Origin of the sequence: Oceanobacillus salinisoli (genome assembly GCF_009733865.1) — a bacterium.
Classification (GTDB): domain Bacteria; phylum Bacillota; class Bacilli; order Bacillales; family Amphibacillaceae; genus Oceanobacillus; species Oceanobacillus salinisoli.
Genome location: NZ_WOFB01000038.1, coordinates 19,344 through 36,370 on the forward strand (window position 1 = coordinate 19,344; position 17,027 = coordinate 36,370).

Below are 17,027 nucleotides of genomic sequence, written 5' to 3' on the forward strand. Positions count from 1 at the left end.
ACATCGAACCACCTGGCATGGCCAGGTGTAGTTCGTACTAAACGGGAGCTTCCGTTTTTCTTTGTACCGTCCCTTATTCAGCGAGCCATACGTTGGTGCCGTTTGGATTTACGATGTTGATGGATCCATCAGCTGATACTTCAAATCCTTGGACACTAGATGTGATGGCAGCTGTTTGATCAAGATTATCCAATTCGATACGAGAGTAATCTCCCATTACTATTTCTATTGCTTGTTGATACAATTCGGTTCTTTCTTCCTGATCAACGGTTTCTGTTAATGCTTGGTCTAGCAATGCATCTACTTCTGGATTGGAATAACCTCTACCATTACCAAGTGATCCAATTTGATTTGAATGGAATGTTTGGTTTAAGAAGAAGTATGGATCTGGATACCATGACCATCCACCGATATAGATAGGTGCATTCCCTTTTGCATGTGTATCACTAAGTGTACCCCATTCGGTAACTTTTATCTCTACATCTATATTTAAGTTTTCTTTCATTTGATTTTGGAAGATGGTTGCATATGGCACACGAGTTTCTAGAACATAGAGTTCAATTGAAAAACCATCTGCGTATTCCGTTTCAGCAAAAATTTCCTTTGCTTCATCAGGGTTGTATTCTGGTTTAAGTGTTTCTAATTCTTCACTATATCCCCAAGACTCTTTTGGAATTGGAGCATAAGATACGGAACCGCCACCCCATTGGTTAACCCCTTGTACAATTTCTTCAACGTTTGTTGCTTTATACATTGCTTCACGTACTTTCGGATCTGCAGTTGGTCCACTTTGATTGTTTAAATCAAGGTACGTAAGAGAAAGACCTGGTTTTGACAGTAACTCCAGATTTTCATCCTGCTCAATCACTGCTCGGTTTTGACCTTTAATGTCTGTTGCGATATCAATATCGCCAGAACGAACGGCATTTGCCATCATATTTGGATCGGAGATAATTTTAAATGTTACACCATCAAGGTATGGTGTTTCCCCCCAATATTGTTCATGACGTACGACTTCAACTTGTTGGTCAGTTTGCCAGTCTTTAAGCTGGAATGGACCAGTTCCTACTAAATGGGAACCAAATTGATCTCCCCAGCCTTCTACTTCTTCTTTAGGGACAATGATGTTTCCGGCATCTGTTAACATAGCAAGCAAGGAAGAGTTAGGTGCAGTTAAATGAAGCGTTACTTCATGCTCACCTGTTACTTCCACACTTTCTACACCTGATAAACGGTTTAATGCGGATTCATTGACAGAACGTTCTAGACTATATTTCACATCTTCTGCGTTCATTTCTCTACCGTCCTGGTATTCACCTGGGTGGAAGTATACATCATCGCGTAATGTAAATGTGTAGGACATCATATCTTCTGATGCTTCCCATTCTGTAGCAAGCGCTGGTTCAAAATCACTTAGGTCTTTGTTATATACAATAAGTGTATTACCAATAGAACGAATGATTTGTGACTCGTAAGCACCAGTATATTTAATAGGATCCAATGTATTTGGGTTGGATGAAAGACCAACATCTAAGATTCCACCACTTTTTGGTTCTCCTTCTGCTGCTTCTGTTTCTGATTCTGCTTCTTCACCATTTTCGCTAGTATCAGCACTGTCATTTGATGAGCAGGCACTAATTATTAAAATTACTAACAATAGTGAAAAAATTAAAAATAACTGTTTTTTCATAATTATTCCCCCTTTACTGATATTTTGATTCATATTATGATACAGTTATTCATATATCGAATAATTGTTATTTAATTTACCACATACATAAACAGAATGTAAATAGTTTTTTAACAATTTAAATTAGGAAAATTATTTTTAATAAAGCTGTATTTACAAATATATGTTGAAATGATAAACTATTTTTTAATTCAAATAGTAATACACTGATTCAAATAGTGAATTAAAAGGAGGGGAATTATGGGGAAATACATTATAAAGCGAATCATTAATATGATACCTACTCTATTAATTGTTGCTATCATTGTTTTTTTGATTACTAGAATGATCCCCGGAGATCCGGCAGCTGTTATGCTTGGACCTCAAGCAAGTGTACAGGAAGTTGAGAAATTAACTGAGGAACTAGGATTGAATAAGCCGCTTCACATACAATTTTTTGATTATATTGGAAACTTGCTGCAAGGAGATTTTGGTAATTCGTTAACGTATAATCAGCCGATTGCTGATTTAATTATGGATCGGTTTCCAAATACGGTCATTCTAGCAATAAGTGCACTAATCATCGCCATTATGATTGGGGTTCCTGCTGGTATTATTTCTGCAACCAGACAGAATTCTATTTTAGATTATACGGTTACAACAATATCTTTAATTGGAGTTTCTATGCCCGTGTTTTGGCTTGGAGTAATGCTTGTTCTGTATTTTAGTGTGAATTTGGGATGGTTCCCGTCAACAGGAATGGGATCTATGGATGAAGGGTTTTTCACTTTTATACGTCATTTAATCTTGCCAAGTTTGACACTTGCCACAATTCCAATGTCTCAGTTTGCCAGAATTACACGGTCAAGCATGCTGGAAGTGGTATCCCAGGACTATGTCAAAACCGCCCGCTCTAAGGGAGTAAGAGAGTTTATTGTCATTTGCAAACATGCATTTAAAAATGCCTTTACACCATTGTTAACCGTGATGGGACTGCAAATTTCCTCCTTACTTGGTGGGGCAGTACTGACGGAAACGATTTTCAGCTGGCCTGGTATGGGGCTTTTGATTATTGATGCGATAGAAAAGCGTGATTTTGTCGTTGTACAAGGTACGGTTCTATTTATTGCACTGATTTTCGTTGTTGTAAACTTGGTTGTAGATATTTTATATAAAGTTGTTAATCCGAAAATTAATTATTCTTCAAACAAAGGGGGTACGAGTTAATGACCTCATTACAGGCTACAGAAGCTGCTGAAGTAATGGAAAGGACCCGGAAAAGAGAACGTTCTGTATTCCGAAAATTAATTAAAAACCGTCTAGCAGCATTTGGTTTGTTCGTTATTGCTTTATTATTTGTAACAGCCATTTTTGCTCCGGTTATTGCAACACATCCACCAAATCAAATGGATGTCACAAAATCTCTTTTAGGGCCTGGTGAAGCTGGACATTTATTAGGAACAGACAGCTATGGCAGGGATATATTTAGCCGACTGATTTATGGATCACGGGTATCCTTAATTGTCGGAATAGCAGCGGTCGTATTTGGTGCTTTCTTTGGTTCCTTTTTAGGTGTTATTGCTGGATATTTTGGTGGGAAATTTGACTCGATTATCATGCGTATCATGGACGGGCTGTTTGCTTTTCCGTTCATCTTATTAGCTATTACATTAATGACTGTTCTTGGACAGGGATTAGTTAATGCGATTATAGCAATTGGTATTGCGAATATTCCTGGATTTGCGAGGGTGGTTCGTGGTCAAGTACTAAACGTAAAGGAATCGGAATATATAGCTGTTACAAAATCACTAGGTGCGAAGCATAGCCGTATTATTTTTCAGCATGTATTGCCAAATAGTTTTGCGCCATTAATTGTATATGCAACGATGAGTGTAGCCGGAGCGATTATTTCAGAAGCATCCTTGAGCTTTTTAGGATTAGGTATTCAACCTCCAACTGCATCATGGGGAAGTATGCTTCAAGAAGGAAGGAACTTCTTAGTTTTAAATCCTCATATGGCAACTTTTTCAGGGTTAGCAATATTAATTACTGTACTTGGTATCAACCTATTTGGTGACGGTTTGCGTGATGCCTTAGATCCGAAAATGAAACTATAAATAAAGGAGGCGAAGCGAATGCCAGAAGAATTACTGCGAGTTGAAAACTTACAAGTTGAATTTCGATCCGGCTTAACGACTACAAAAGCAGTAAACGGAGTAAGTTTTACATTAAATAAAAAAGAAAATATTGGAATAGTAGGTGAATCCGGGTCAGGAAAAAGTGTTACAGCTACATCATTGCTCCGGCTTATTCCCGAACCACCAGGAATCATATCTGATGGAAATATATTCTTTGAGGAAAAAGACTTACTTAAATTATCGAAAAAGGAAATGCGTGCGATTCGCGGAAATGAAATATCTATGATTTTCCAGGATCCATCGACAAGTTTAAATCCCGTTTATACCGTTGGAAACCAGATTATAGAATCGATTCGTACACATGAAAAGATTTCTAAAAAAGAAGCCAAACAAAAAGCGATTAAAATGCTGGAACTTGTTGGGATTCCATCACCTGAAAAACGAATTAATATGTACCCACATGAATTTTCAGGTGGGATGCGTCAGCGTGTGATGATAGCAATTGCGCTGGCATGCAATCCGAAATTATTAATTGCCGATGAACCAACAACAGCATTGGATGTTACGGTTCAGGCACAAATACTAGATTTAATGAAAAACTTACAAGATGAGTTTAATACAGCGATTATTATGATTACCCACGACCTTGGAGTGGTGTGGGAAACCTGTGACAAAGTACTTGTCATGTATGCAGGCAACGTAGTGGAGTCAGGAACGGTGGAACAGATTCATGATAATCCGATGCACCCATATACATGGGGACTGTTAGATTCTCAGATTACAGAAAGTGTTAATAATGATGAGCCGCTTCCTACGATTCCAGGAAGTCCACCTGATTTAAGTCAGGAAGTGAGGGGTTGTCCATTCGCAGCACGTTGTCCATTTGCACAGGATATCTGTTTTTCGAAAAAGCCAGAAATGGTGGAAACGGAAGATAATCATTATGTATCCTGCCATTTTCAGACGAAAGATAAACGATTAGACAGAAAGGAGCAGCAAAATGACAGAGCCATTGTTAAAGGTTAGAAATCTAAAGAAACACTTCCCAATGGAAAGTCCGATTCCCTTTAAAAAATCGACACAAAGTGTAAAGGCGGTTGATGGCGTAAGTTTTGATGTTTTTCCTGGGGAAACACTTGGTATCGTTGGTGAATCTGGATGTGGAAAATCAACAATGGCTCGCCTGGTCAACCAATTAATTACACCTACTGAAGGGGTCGTTGAATTTAAGGGAAAGAATTTAGTTGGAATGAAAGCAGAGGAATTACGAAATTCAAGAAAATCCGTTCAAATGGTTTTCCAGGATCCATTTGCTTCCTTAGACCCAAGAAAAACGGTAGGTCAATTGATTGTTGAACCATTGGAAATTCATAAAATTGGTGACAAGCAATCTCGAAAGCAGCGAATGATTGAATTACTTGAAGTAGTTGGATTAAGCAGTTATCACGCGGACAGGTATGCACATGAATTTTCAGGTGGTCAGCGTCAGCGAATCAATATTGCAAGAGCACTAGCCTTAAATCCAGATGTTGTGATTTGTGATGAACCAGTATCGGCCCTAGATGTTTCCGTTCAAGCACAGGTTATCAATCTATTAAAACAACTTCAAAGGGATTTTGATTTAACGTATATCTTTATTTCACATGACTTAAATGTGGTCCGTTATATGTGTGACCGAATCGCAGTGATGTACTTAGGTAAAATTGTAGAAATGGGAACATATCAGGAAATTTATGAGAAACCGAAGCATCCGTATACAAAGGCATTATTATCTGCCATACCGAAAGAAAGTCCACATGATAAAAAGGAACGTGTGATTTTGAACGGTTCGGTTCCAAGTCCAATTAACCCGCCATCAGGCTGCCATTTCCATAAGCGTTGTCCAGTTGCAATGGAAATGTGCAAAACAAAGGTGCCAGAATTAATAGATGTAGAAAATGGACATTTGGCATCCTGTCATTTTATCGATAAACAGTAGGAGGAAAAGTAGATGTCATTCAAACACGTTATGGAACTTTATGAATTAATGGATAGTATTCACGTAACAGGTGAAGATGTAAGTAATTATTTAAACCAAATAAATGGTGACGGAGAAGTTTCTGTTGAAACAGTAAAAGGTGAAAAGGGTACTACTGATTTTGTTAAAGTGTCGATTCCAGGTGTTAATGGTAAATCGAAGGGGGGAAATGCACCGACTTTAGGTATTATCGGCCGCCTTGGTGGAATTGGCGCACGTCCTGAGATGAAAGGATTTGTTTCCGATGGGGATGGTGCTTTATCGGCGATGTCTGCAGCTGCAAAATTGCTGGATATGACGAGAAAAGGAGATAGCTTGGAAGGGGACGTTATTTTAACGACGCACATTTGTCCAACTGCTCCAACATTACCACATGATCCAGTGCCATTCATGAATTCTCCTGTTGATATTTTGACGATGAATCATCATGAAGTAACACAGGAAATGGATGCGATTTTATCTATTGATACGACAAAAGGAAATTTGATTACGAACCATAAAGGATTTGCGCTTACGCCAACCGTTAAAGAAGGATATATTTTAAAAGTAAGTGATGACTTACTTCATACCTATACACAATCAACGGGTACATTGCCTGTGACAATGCCAATTACAACACAAGATATTACCCCTTATGGAAATGATGTTTATCATGTAAACAGTATTCTTCAGCCTGCTGTTGCAACGGCAAGTCCGGTTGTAGGTGTTGCGATTACTACACAAACAGCTGTCGCTGGCTGTGGAACAGGTGCGACCCATTTGACGGATATAGAACAAGTTGTTCGGTTTGTCATCGAAGTTGCGAAAGTTTATGGCGAAGGAAAATGTGCATTCTATGATGTAGATGAGTTTCGCCATTTAGAAAATCTATATGGTAAAATGACGCACCTACAAACCCTTGGAAAGCAGGAGGTTACACGATGAGTGATAAGACAGAACTGAAACAAAAATTAATTGATGAAGTGGAAGCGAGAAAAGATGAATTAATCAATCTATGCAGTTCGTTAATTAAAATTCCGAGTGAAAATCCACCAGGTGATTCAACGGAAATCAGTCAATTTGTCGCGAATTATATTAAACAGTTTGGCTTGGACGTGGAATGGTACGAATCCAACGATAAGATGTACAACCTTGTATCAAGTATTGGTAGTTCAGACGGAAAGCATTTAATTTATTGTGGGCATACCGATGTCGTTCCCGCTGGTGACTTGTCCAAATGGGATTTCAATCCTTTTTCTGGAGAAGTAAAAGATGGGTGGATGTTAGGCAGGGGTGCTAGTGATATGAAAGCTGGGCTTTCTGGTTTAATTTTTGCTTTTACATTATTAAAACAGATGAATATTGAATTACCAGGAAAGCTTTCACTAGCTATTGTCCCTGATGAAGAAACAGGTGGGGAATATGGCGTACCTTGGTTGCTTGATAAAGGGATTATTACCGGGGACGGCTGCTTAATTGCTGAGCCATCTTCACCACGGAATCCAACGATTGGTCAAAAAGGCTCCTACTGGTTTGAACTGGAAGTATTTGGTGAACCAGGACATGGAAGCTTATCACCGATTGCAGGAAGAAATGCGATTGTAGATGCAGTGAAAGCGATTGGTGAAATTCAAAAATTATGGGATCTGGATATTAAGCTTCCAGATGAAGTAAAACCTCTTATTGAAGTTTCTAAGAAATATATGCGAGAGGTTGAAAAGGACCGTGTGAAATTCCAACCAGTATTGGAAAAGGTGACTGTTAACATTGGGACCATTCAAGGCGGCACTAAATCAAATGTCATCCCGGAAAATTGTAAAGTACAGGTAGATTGCCGCTTGCCCTTTGGTATTACCGAAGATGAGGTAACTGATTTTATTACTCAAAAATTAGATGCATTGGGTATTCAGTATGAAATACGTGCCCTAGGCTTTAGAAGTCATGCAAACTTTACTGATGCGAATGATCCTGTTTGCAGAGCAATTACGGATAATATTACGTTTGTAACGAATGAAGAAGCGTACGGTGTGATGCAGTGGGCAAGCAGTGATGCCCGTCATTTTAGAAATCATGATATTCCGGTATTGCAATATGGACCAGCATACCTGCCGAGTATACATGGTTACAATGAGAAGGTAGAAGTGGAACAGATTATTACCTGTGCGAAAGTTTATATTGCTGCAGTCATTGATTTTCTATATTCAAAATAGTTTAGGCCATGATAGAAACTTAGATAATCTGAACTATCATTTGGGGATAAACGTTTCCTTTTTTGATATGATAAGAATAGATTATCTAAGTTTTATTGATTGATAGGGGGATTCTTATGTTAAAGACACTAGATTTAGCGCTAAAGGTCATTCGAATGTTTACAAAGGATAAACCAGTCTGGGGCGGAAGAGAACTGGCAAATGAATTGCAGATGGACCATGCAAAAATATATCGCATACTAGAAACGTTTGAGGCGAATAATTTTATCTATCAGGACCCGGTTACCAAAAAATATTCATTAGGTCTTGCCGCGTTGGAGTTAGGCATGACCATGTATGATGGTCTAAATATCAAAGAAATCATCACTCCGGTATTGGACGAGTTAAGTCAAAAAACAGGGGAATCTGTTTTCTTAACCGTTTTGGATAAAAATGAAGCTGTTACACTGGAAACAGTGGAACCGAAAAATAAAGTGAAATTCTCTGTTTCGGTTGGAAGCAGAGCTCCATTATATGTAGGTGCCTCCTATCGATCTATCTTAGCATATATGTCGGAAGAGTTTATTGAACAGTATATAGAAAAATGTCAATTTGAACAGTTTACGGAAAATACGATGACAGATCCTGATGATTTGAGAAACGAATTAAAGCGAATTAAAAAACAGGGATGGGCAATGAGTGAAGGGGAGTACACACCAGAAGTCATTGCGATCGCAGTTCCTTTGTTTGACAGGGCAAACGGCATAATTGGTTCGGTTACAGTTTCAGGTCCAGTTTTCAGAATGTCTGATGAAAGGGTGCGTGAATTTCTTCCTCTCCTACAGGAAACGAAAGATGAAGTGGAGGATATCATTACAAGGTATCAGCTTGAGATAAGACCTAAATAGTGGCGGATGATCTTTGGTAGAAGGAGAATAAACGACGATGAAAAGCTATATAGAAGTTGCGAAAAACGTTCTGCATCAAAATTTACATGTAAAAGATGGAGAACAGATTTTAGTCGTAACGGATGAGCATCTAAAAGAAATTGGGAAGATTTTTTATGAGGCGGGAAAGATGATTGGTAAGGAAAGCTTGCTGATGGAAATGATTACCCGCGGCAAACCCGGGGAGGAACCGCCAAGGGCAGTAAGTGAGGCTATGAAAGCAGCTAATGTCGTCCTTTGTATCACCAAACAGTCGTTAACACATACAAATGCTCGAAAAGAGGCTTCGAAAGCGGGAGCTAGAGTCGCTACGATGCCTGGTGTCACATTGGACATGCTGGAAGAAGGGGCAATTGCTGCAGATTATGCCGTAGTGGAAAAGTTAACCGCCCAGTACGGTGAGTTGCTGGAAAAAGGAGAACTAGTTGAGATTCAGAAAGAAAATTGTACGCTTACCTTTTCAATAAATGGACGTAACGCAGTTCCTAGTACAGGTGTTTTCAGGAAGCCTGGAGAATCGGGTAACTTGCCATCTGGTGAAAGTTATATTGCACCACTGGAAGATTCCGCTAATGGTTGTGTGATGATAGATGGTTCCATTGCAGGAATTGGAGTGTTGAATGAACCGATTACGTTGACTATTGAGAATGGTAGACTGGTAGATGCCAGTGGTGAAAAAGGCAAGCAATTACTCGCAATGCTTGGTGATGGTGATGGAAGAACGATTGCTGAATTTGGAATAGGAACAAATAAAAAGGCAAGATTAACCGGGAATGTGTTAGAAGATGAAAAAGTATTTGGAACCGTGCATATTGCATTTGGCAGTAACAAATCCTTTGGTGGGGTAACCGATGCGGGAGTCCACGTTGACTGTGTGATTAAAGCTCCCATCGTGATTATTGATGGGGAGCAGGTTGTTTTTTAAATCACGGAGGTTCAGAAAACATAGAAAAAGCTGCTGGAATGATCGTTTCCAGCAGCTTTTTCTATTACTAGTTAACTAGACAGTATGACAATCCGATGAATTACAGGAAGTAACAGGTACCCTAATTCTTCGTTTGAATGGCTTTTCTTGCCAGTCTATCCGCGTGATAGTTTTGTTTTTCCGGAATCCATTTAATAAAAACGTAAGGGAAATTGGCGGATAATTCTCTCACTTTTTCCAGCAAGGGAAGAAATGTTTTATTTTTTGTATAGTCTCGATCAATGGTGTTCACAACGATTTGGGAATCCGAGCGGAAGGATAATATTTCATTTGGAAAATTCTCTTTGCAAATGTCGAGCGCCTTGATGACCGCATGGAACTCTGCTTCATGATTGGATAACTCTCCTAATGCAAATGAATATTCATATTGTTTTTTGTTTGCTTTTATATAAATTCCAGCACCACTTGGTCCAGGGTTACCACTGGATGCTCCATCTGTATATATTTCAATCAAAACGATTACACTCCTGTTTAGTTATCACAATTTTAGTATTTGCCTTCTTAAATCTTATCATGACCATGCTTTAGATGCTATAGGCTAGTTTTTGAATTGGTACTTAAATTGGTGACTGTAGAAAATCTGATTTTGGCTATATTGAAGTGAGTCCTTACGGGGAAAATTGCCACAAACATCGAAGAATTTACCGGAGGCAATGAAGATTGATTAACCGTGGAAGTAATGAACCAGCTGGTACAGCACAGCTTTGTATTAGAATGGACGCGGCTAGTTATGTAATGAATTGCATAATGCTTCAGGAGAGGAAATCGCGTTGGAATTAAGTAGTGAAGAATAGGTACAGCGGAAGGATTAGAGGTTCTCAGACCTTCATATGTTGAAAGATTCCTTTTAAGAATCTTTGGTAAAAAAGGAGAGAAGAGGCACCAAGATGGGAGGCTATCTCTCCTTTTTTATATTCCGCCGACAGGATAGGTAACTGGCACCAATTAGATATGCTCATTTAGCCATTTTAGCATGTCTTCCAAAAAGGTTTCTTTGCCTATGTCATCAAATGGTCGGTGTCTCATATTTTCGTACTCTATTTTCTGTTTATCTTTTGAACCTACAGTGTCAAAAAACTGCCGGAGTTTTGTTTCCGGTGAGATTTCATCATCAAGTCCAAACTGTAGGAGCAGTGGAGTTTGTATAGTATCAGCCTGGTTTTCCAGTTTTTTAATGGTTTGCATCATCCCTCTGCCCAGGCCAGGTGTTGCAAAATGATACCGTAATTCATCTGCTTTAAGTTTTTCGATGATGTCGGGGTCGCGGGTCAATCGTTCCAAGTTTTCTTCATTTTTCACTTTATAATCGGGTTTTAATTTACCCATTAAAGCAATAAGTATTTTTTCCATTCGCGATGCTTCATAGGAGATAGCTGGTGAAATGGCAATTAATCCTCTAACATCATTTCCGCGCTGCAACACGTAATCCAAACCTATTACCCCGCCCAAACTATGCGATACAATAAACAAAGGGAGATTCGGATATTCGGTACCAATAATTTTGCGAAACGTATGTAAATCTTCTCGATATTCTTCCCAATTTTGAATAAACCCTCGAGTTCCTGAGCTTTTCCCGTGTCCACGTAAATCAAATACATTTACTAGATATTCATTTTCAACTAGAGTATGAATCATGTTGTGAAGTTCGCCAATATGATCGCCCAGCCCATGAACCATGATCACTGCTGCTTTTGGTGTGGTTCAGGTAATATGGTTTGATAATAGATTTCTGCTCCATTAGCTCCAGCAAATTCCCCCTCATGATATTTCAAAAAAACCCTCCTAAAATGTAAATATATGTTTGTTTTGATTTTATAATGTTACGTGTATTCTGTAAATTGTTTTTTAGTTACCATATAAAGATGCAAAAATGATAATAAAAAAAGCCCTTCTCAAAAGAGAAGAGCTTTTTTTAGCTCACTTACGCTTTATTAACGTTAGCTGCTTGTGGTCCACGGTTACCTTCTTCGATATCGAAAGTTACTTCTTGACCTTCTTCTAAAGTTTTGAAGCCTTCACCTTGGATAGCTGAGAAGTGTACGAATACATCGTCTCCACCTTCAACTTCGATGAAACCGAAACCTTTTTCTGCGTTAAACCATTTTACTGAACCTTTGTTCATAAGAAAATTCCTCCATGTGCTTATTGCACGTTTATTACTATTTCTGTTCAAGATAACCAAGACCATTATTACTATTATATGTGCCATTGCTAACGAACATCAATAAGTTATTCATAGTATACCACGTTATCTTAAGGAAATATACATTTTTTAAAAAGTTTTATAAAGAAAAAAATGGAAGGTACAGGAGAACACGGATAAAGAACCATTATCATGGGTAAAAAAATGAAAACCATTAGAAAGTAGTGACATGATTGTTATATTTTGGAGCATATTAAGTGTAGCTACTCTATTAATTGCCATTCTAAAACTACTTTCGAAAGGATTTTTACATCATGAATAATAAAATTATCGATTGGCCCACGTTTATAGGTGCGCTAGTAATTATTTTAGCCGTTACCATACCACTTATACTTTTCCCAGAAGCGGGGGCGGAAGTAATAAATCTGGCTAATACCTTTATGACGACTAAATTTGGGGTATTTTATATTTTGTTGGGAATTAGTTCATTATTTTTTCTATTGTATGTTGCATTCAGTAAGTACGGGAAAATTAAGCTAGGTGGAAGGGATGTAAAAAAAGAATTCAAGACATTTTCCTGGGCTGCTATGCTGTTTTCTGCAGGGATTGGGTCGAGTATTCTATATTGGGCGACGATTGAGTGGGCGTATTATTATGAAGGACCGCCTTTTAATGTGGAACCGAGGTCCATAGAAGCTATTGAGTATGCCGCTTCGTATGGAATTTTTCACTGGGGTCCGATTGCATGGGCTATTTATACGCTTCCAGCACTACCAATCGCTTATTTCTATTATGTACGAAAAAAGCCTGTTCTAAAAATTAGTGAATCTGTTCGTCCTGTGTTAGGAAAAGCAGTAGATGGTCCGCTTGGTGTATTGATTGATGTGCTGTTCATGTTTGGGTTAATGGGTGGAGCAGGAACGACGCTTGCCCTTGGTACGCCAATGATTGCAGAGGGAGTCAGTGATATAACTGGAATCCCTGTTACTATGGGACTGCAGACAATCATTATGTTAGCAGCAACAGGTATTTTTGCTGTCAGTTCTTACACTGGGCTGCAAAAGGGAATTCGCGTTTTAAGTGATATTAACATTTACCTGGCACTGTTTATTTTAAGTTTTATTTTCCTGTTTGGACCTACGTTATTTATAGGTGAAACAACGATTACAAGTATCGGTATATTACTGGATGATTTCTTCCGATGGTCCACTTGGCTCGAACCGCTTGCAAATGTGAATGGATTTGAGGATTCCGGATTTCCGGAGGCATGGACCGTGTTCTATTGGGCGTGGTGGCTTGTGTATGCCCCGTTTGTAGGATTGTTTGTTGCCAGAATTTCACGCGGCAGAACTATTAGAGAAATGATTTTAGGAACGATGATTTGGGGAACGCTTGGGTGTATTTTATTCTTTGGAATTCTTGGTAACTACGGATTGTACTTACAATTGTCGGGTTCCTTTGATGTCATTGCGTTTATGAATGAACATGGTGCACCAGCAGCCATTATTGCGATACTAAACCAGCTTCCTATTTCAGGGATTATTGTTTTGATTTTTACGGTACTTGCCCTTATTTTCCTTGCAACCACATTCGATTCGGCTTCATATATATTGGCATCTGTTGTACAGAAAAACATTAATACAGGCGAGCCATTACGCTGGAATCGGCTGTTTTGGGCATTTACCCTATTGCTCTTACCGATGACGTTAATGTTTATAGGAGGTCTGGAAACGTTACAGACAGCAAGTATTGTTGCAGGCTTCCCGGTTATATTTATCATGGTTTTACTCGCATGGTCCTTTATAAAGGCATCCGGTGAAGACCTCAAGGCACATAGAGAGTACCGGACGAATGTAATTTATATCGAAAGAAAAGGACAAAAAGAACGAAAATAACGAACGGTGCCTGTCACTTCCCGAATTTTGTCGAATGGGTGCAGTTTTTCTCTTTTTTATTAATATATTTTAGTAAGCCAAACTGACAAATATCAAGCCTTCACAGTAAAAAATATTCCAACTCGACAAAATATTATAAAACTCAAGTGGTGACAGGCACCAACTTTAATTTTATAATGGTAATTACATTCTGATAATTTAGGGGAAGGGTGAGGTACAGTTGCCAATTAACATACCAAGAGAACTGCCTGCGCGGGAACTTTTAAATAAAGAGAAGATATTTGTGATGGATGAGGATCGAGCGCGGACCCAGGATATTCGTCCACTAAATATATTAATTTTAAATTTAATGCCTGAAAAGGAAAAAACGGAGCTGCAGTTTTTAAGATTGCTGGGGAATACACCACTACAAGTGAATATTACTTTTCTTAGAACAGCAACACACCGTTCAACACATGTAAGCAATTATCATTTGGATTCTTTTTATACGACGTTTGATAAAGTGAAAGATAGTCGTTATGACGGATTAATTATTACAGGAGCACCGATTGAGCATCTCGAATTTGAAGAAGTCAATTATTGGGAAGAACTGACCGAAATTATGGACTGGGCAAAGGAAAATGTGACCTCGACACTAAATATTTGCTGGGGTGCACAAGCCGCTTTGTATTATCACTACGGTATTGGAAAACATCCTCTACCGGAAAAATGCTTCGGTATTTTTAAACATCAAATTGCGGATCCAACTGTAAAATTAGTACGTGGATTTGATGAGGAATTTCACGCGCCCCATTCCAGGCATACGGGAATTTTTAAGGAAGCAGTAGAGGCCCATCCAGACCTGTTCCTGCTTTCGGTATCAGAGGAAGATGCACCGTTTATTATCATGTCAAAAGATGCAAAAAATATAATGATAACAGGTCATTTTGAGTACGATGCCATGACACTTGCGGAAGAATATCAACGTGATTTGGACCGGGGATTAGAGATTAATATTCCGCAAAATTATTTTCCGAATGACGATATCACGCAACGTCCACCGCATAAGTGGCGTTCCCATAGCCATCTGCTCTTTTCCAATTGGCTTAATTACTATGTATATCAGCAAACACCATATGTATGGTGAGGTTATCTTCCAGTAATGATGACAAACAATATTTAGTTTTTGTAAAATAATATAAATTCATTTCTTTTCATAGTATAATAGTATTCATATTAGTGCGTGTTCAAATGGATGAAAAGGACGGAGAGGTTCGAGTTGGTGTGAGCTCCAACATAGGGTGCTTGCTCAGGATGTAATGACTTCTACATTGCCTACAGGACAAGGAATACTTCGACAGCTACTCACTGTTGCCCAAAGAAAAAGAGGGCTGTTCTTTTCAAGAAAGGACGTGTGGGATTTGAGAAGAATTTCCTTATCATCCGTGAGCAACGGAAAGAACTGAGCTAACGAGCTTCTACAGGAAGTGGTGATTTCGACATTCGATACAGGACGTGTTGGTGCTTAGTCGAAGTTCCCCTATTTGATGTGTCTTTTTCCGGACCTTTGAACAACATCTTTTAGTATTTTATCTTAGCAGTACAGGGAGTTTAGACAATGAAAATAGACATACTCGGTTATTGGGGAGGTTATCCAACCCGGGGCGGTGCTACAGCAGGTTATTTAATCACCACCGATGAAGGCCAGATTTTGCTGGATTGCGGCAGTGGGGTAATGAGCAAGTTGTCTCTGAAGTCAAGAGTGGAACAGCTTTCCGGTGTTGTATTATCCCATTTGCATTATGATCATATGGCTGATGTCGGTATTTTGCAATATGCTGTTGCTGGTGCATTGCGTAATGACAGAATGAAAGACAAAATGCCTATTGTATCGCCTTCTGAGCCAGATGATAAGTGGCAGGAAATTCAAAGCCGACAGTCGGAACATAAAAAGATAGAAGAGTTGTCAGCGTTCACAATGGCTGGTGCTGTGATTGAATTTTTAGCAGTCAATCACACTATTCCTTGTTATGCCGTCAAAATTACATACAAAGATAAGGTGTTTGTTTATTCAGCAGACACGACTTATCTCGAATCATTAGTAAACTTTGCTAAAGATGCGGATTTATTTTTTTGTGAAGCAACCATTTGTGAAGGAAGCACACACACCGCCGGACCGGGACATATGGATGCGAAGGAAGCAGCACTAATAGCGAAAAAGGCAAATGTCGGTAAACTGGTGTTAACACATTTGCCGTCCGATGGAAATTTTGAATTAATGAAGACACAAGCATCAGACATTTTTGGAAAAGAGGTTGCCTTGGCAAGTGAGGTGGACTCCTATTTTCTATAAGAATTATTTGCTACCGCCTGGATGCGATTAAAATGAATAGACTTGTTTTAGTAAGTCTTGCGTATGCGTTTATTACACAAAGAAAAAGGTGAATATGTTGGAAAATGATAAGAATCGTCTTGTAGATATGTTTCAAGTAGATGAGAAGAGGGCTCAGCCTGGTGACATTATCCAGTTTCAAAGAAATAATGTACTTTTGGAAGGAACCGTATTACCGTCTCACGGAGAAAACAGTATCATTGTTGATTTATCATCCATGAACCACAAAGATTTAGAGGAAATCAATCATGGTTATTCCAACACAGTAGTAGCACATCACAAGTATAAGGTAGTGGAGAAAAAGAGTAAGTAAATCTCGGAGTGTGTGTTTAAAAAGAAGGGAAAAGGGACTGGGAAGGTAGGCGAGGCGCGAGTTTCACGTAGCTGAATCTGAACGTATGCTGTTAACGTATGCAATTTAAAAAACAAGCCAATTTAGCTTTGTACAGAAAGTGGTAACTTCAGGCGTTCGACACAGGACGAGGACGTTTCGGTAGCTAGTCAAAGTTCTCCTTTTATGATTTTCTTTTTCACCTTTTCACCGGATTTTTTAAACACCATTTAAGAGTTAAGATTCATATAAACCAAAAGGCAAACAAGCACTTTATTATGTGCTGTTTGTCTTTTTTATCGTCCTGGAGAAATGAACAATATGCATTCGACAAAAATCGGGAAGTGACAGTGAACGCCCCCC

16 protein-coding genes are annotated in these 17,027 nt (G+C 38.8%); 12 read left to right on the forward strand and 4 right to left on the reverse strand.

The features are described from left to right. Positions 1–73: 73 nt before the first annotated feature. Positions 74–1,690, reverse strand: coding sequence for an ABC transporter substrate-binding protein (locus GMJ66_RS18760; protein ID WP_156291847.1), 1,617 nt, complete (start codon positions 1,688–1,690; stop codon positions 74–76). Positions 1,691–1,930: 240 nt separating this feature from the next. On the opposite strand from GMJ66_RS18760, the gene GMJ66_RS18765 reads away from it, so the two are divergent. The 8 genes from GMJ66_RS18765 (at position 1,931) to GMJ66_RS18800 (ending at position 9,864) form a co-directional block, all read left to right on the forward strand. After that, complete coding sequence (locus GMJ66_RS18765; RefSeq protein WP_156291848.1) at positions 1,931–2,896, forward strand: ABC transporter permease; 966 nt, start codon at positions 1,931–1,933, stop codon at positions 2,894–2,896. Continuing rightward, complete coding sequence (locus GMJ66_RS18770; protein WP_156291849.1) at positions 2,896–3,786, forward strand: ABC transporter permease; 891 nt, start codon at positions 2,896–2,898, stop codon at positions 3,784–3,786. Before GMJ66_RS18765 ends, GMJ66_RS18770 begins: the two co-directional genes overlap by 1 nt. Positions 3,787–3,804: 18 nt before the next feature. Next, complete coding sequence (locus GMJ66_RS18775; protein WP_156291850.1) at positions 3,805–4,833, forward strand: ABC transporter ATP-binding protein; 1,029 nt, start codon at positions 3,805–3,807, stop codon at positions 4,831–4,833. Next, on the forward strand, positions 4,808–5,785 hold the full coding sequence (locus GMJ66_RS18780; protein ID WP_156291851.1) for an ABC transporter ATP-binding protein: 978 nt from the start codon (positions 4,808–4,810) through the stop codon (positions 5,783–5,785). Before GMJ66_RS18775 ends, GMJ66_RS18780 begins: the two co-directional genes overlap by 26 nt. A gap of 12 nt (positions 5,786–5,797) precedes the next feature. Then, entirely contained in the window at positions 5,798–6,748 is a 951-nt protein-coding gene (locus GMJ66_RS18785; protein WP_156291852.1) for a DUF1177 domain-containing protein, read from the forward strand. After that, positions 6,745–8,013, forward strand: coding sequence for a M20 family metallopeptidase (locus GMJ66_RS18790; RefSeq protein ID WP_156291853.1), 1,269 nt, complete (start codon positions 6,745–6,747; stop codon positions 8,011–8,013). The genes GMJ66_RS18785 and GMJ66_RS18790 overlap by 4 nt, the downstream gene beginning before the upstream one ends. 116 nt (positions 8,014–8,129) lie before the next feature. Then, positions 8,130–8,900 carry an IclR family transcriptional regulator gene (locus tag GMJ66_RS18795; protein WP_156291854.1) on the forward strand — a complete coding sequence of 257 codons (771 nt, stop codon included), beginning with the start codon at positions 8,130–8,132 and terminating at the stop codon, positions 8,898–8,900. A 37-nt stretch (positions 8,901–8,937) separates the two neighbouring features. Beyond that, on the forward strand, positions 8,938–9,864 hold the full coding sequence (locus tag GMJ66_RS18800; RefSeq protein ID WP_156291855.1) for an aminopeptidase: 927 nt from the start codon (positions 8,938–8,940) through the stop codon (positions 9,862–9,864). 121 nt (positions 9,865–9,985) lie between these two features. Here the strand turns inward: GMJ66_RS18800 and GMJ66_RS18805 are convergent, their stop codons facing one another. The 3 genes from GMJ66_RS18805 to GMJ66_RS18815 form a co-directional block, all read right to left on the reverse strand. After that, the gene (locus tag GMJ66_RS18805) at positions 9,986–10,378 is read right to left on the reverse strand and encodes a ribonuclease HI family protein (protein WP_156291856.1); all 393 of its coding nucleotides are present in this window, start codon (positions 10,376–10,378) and stop codon (positions 9,986–9,988) included. A gap of 491 nt (positions 10,379–10,869) precedes the next feature. Then, positions 10,870–11,601, reverse strand: a complete 732-nt coding sequence (locus tag GMJ66_RS18810) for an alpha/beta hydrolase (protein ID WP_156291857.1) — start codon at positions 11,599–11,601, stop codon at positions 10,870–10,872. Positions 11,602–11,845: 244 nt separating this feature from the next. After that, on the reverse strand, positions 11,846–12,046 hold the full coding sequence (locus GMJ66_RS18815; protein ID WP_121522200.1) for a cold-shock protein: 201 nt from the start codon (positions 12,044–12,046) through the stop codon (positions 11,846–11,848). A 335-nt stretch (positions 12,047–12,381) separates the two neighbouring features. Between GMJ66_RS18815 and GMJ66_RS18820 the strand changes: the two genes are divergently transcribed. From GMJ66_RS18820 to GMJ66_RS18835, 4 genes are all read left to right on the forward strand, one after another. Beyond that, positions 12,382–13,962, forward strand: a complete 1,581-nt coding sequence (locus GMJ66_RS18820) for a BCCT family transporter (protein ID WP_156291858.1) — start codon at positions 12,382–12,384, stop codon at positions 13,960–13,962. Positions 13,963–14,182: 220 nt separating this feature from the next. After that, on the forward strand, positions 14,183–15,088 hold the full coding sequence (gene metA / locus GMJ66_RS18825; RefSeq protein WP_156291859.1) for a homoserine O-acetyltransferase MetA: 906 nt from the start codon (positions 14,183–14,185) through the stop codon (positions 15,086–15,088). Between the two features lie 471 nt (positions 15,089–15,559). Continuing rightward, complete coding sequence (locus GMJ66_RS18830; RefSeq protein ID WP_156291860.1) at positions 15,560–16,294, forward strand: MBL fold metallo-hydrolase; 735 nt, start codon at positions 15,560–15,562, stop codon at positions 16,292–16,294. 97 nt (positions 16,295–16,391) lie between these two features. After that, complete coding sequence (locus tag GMJ66_RS18835; RefSeq protein WP_231514986.1) at positions 16,392–16,646, forward strand: DUF2187 family protein; 255 nt, start codon at positions 16,392–16,394, stop codon at positions 16,644–16,646. Positions 16,647–17,027 lie beyond the last annotated feature (381 nt).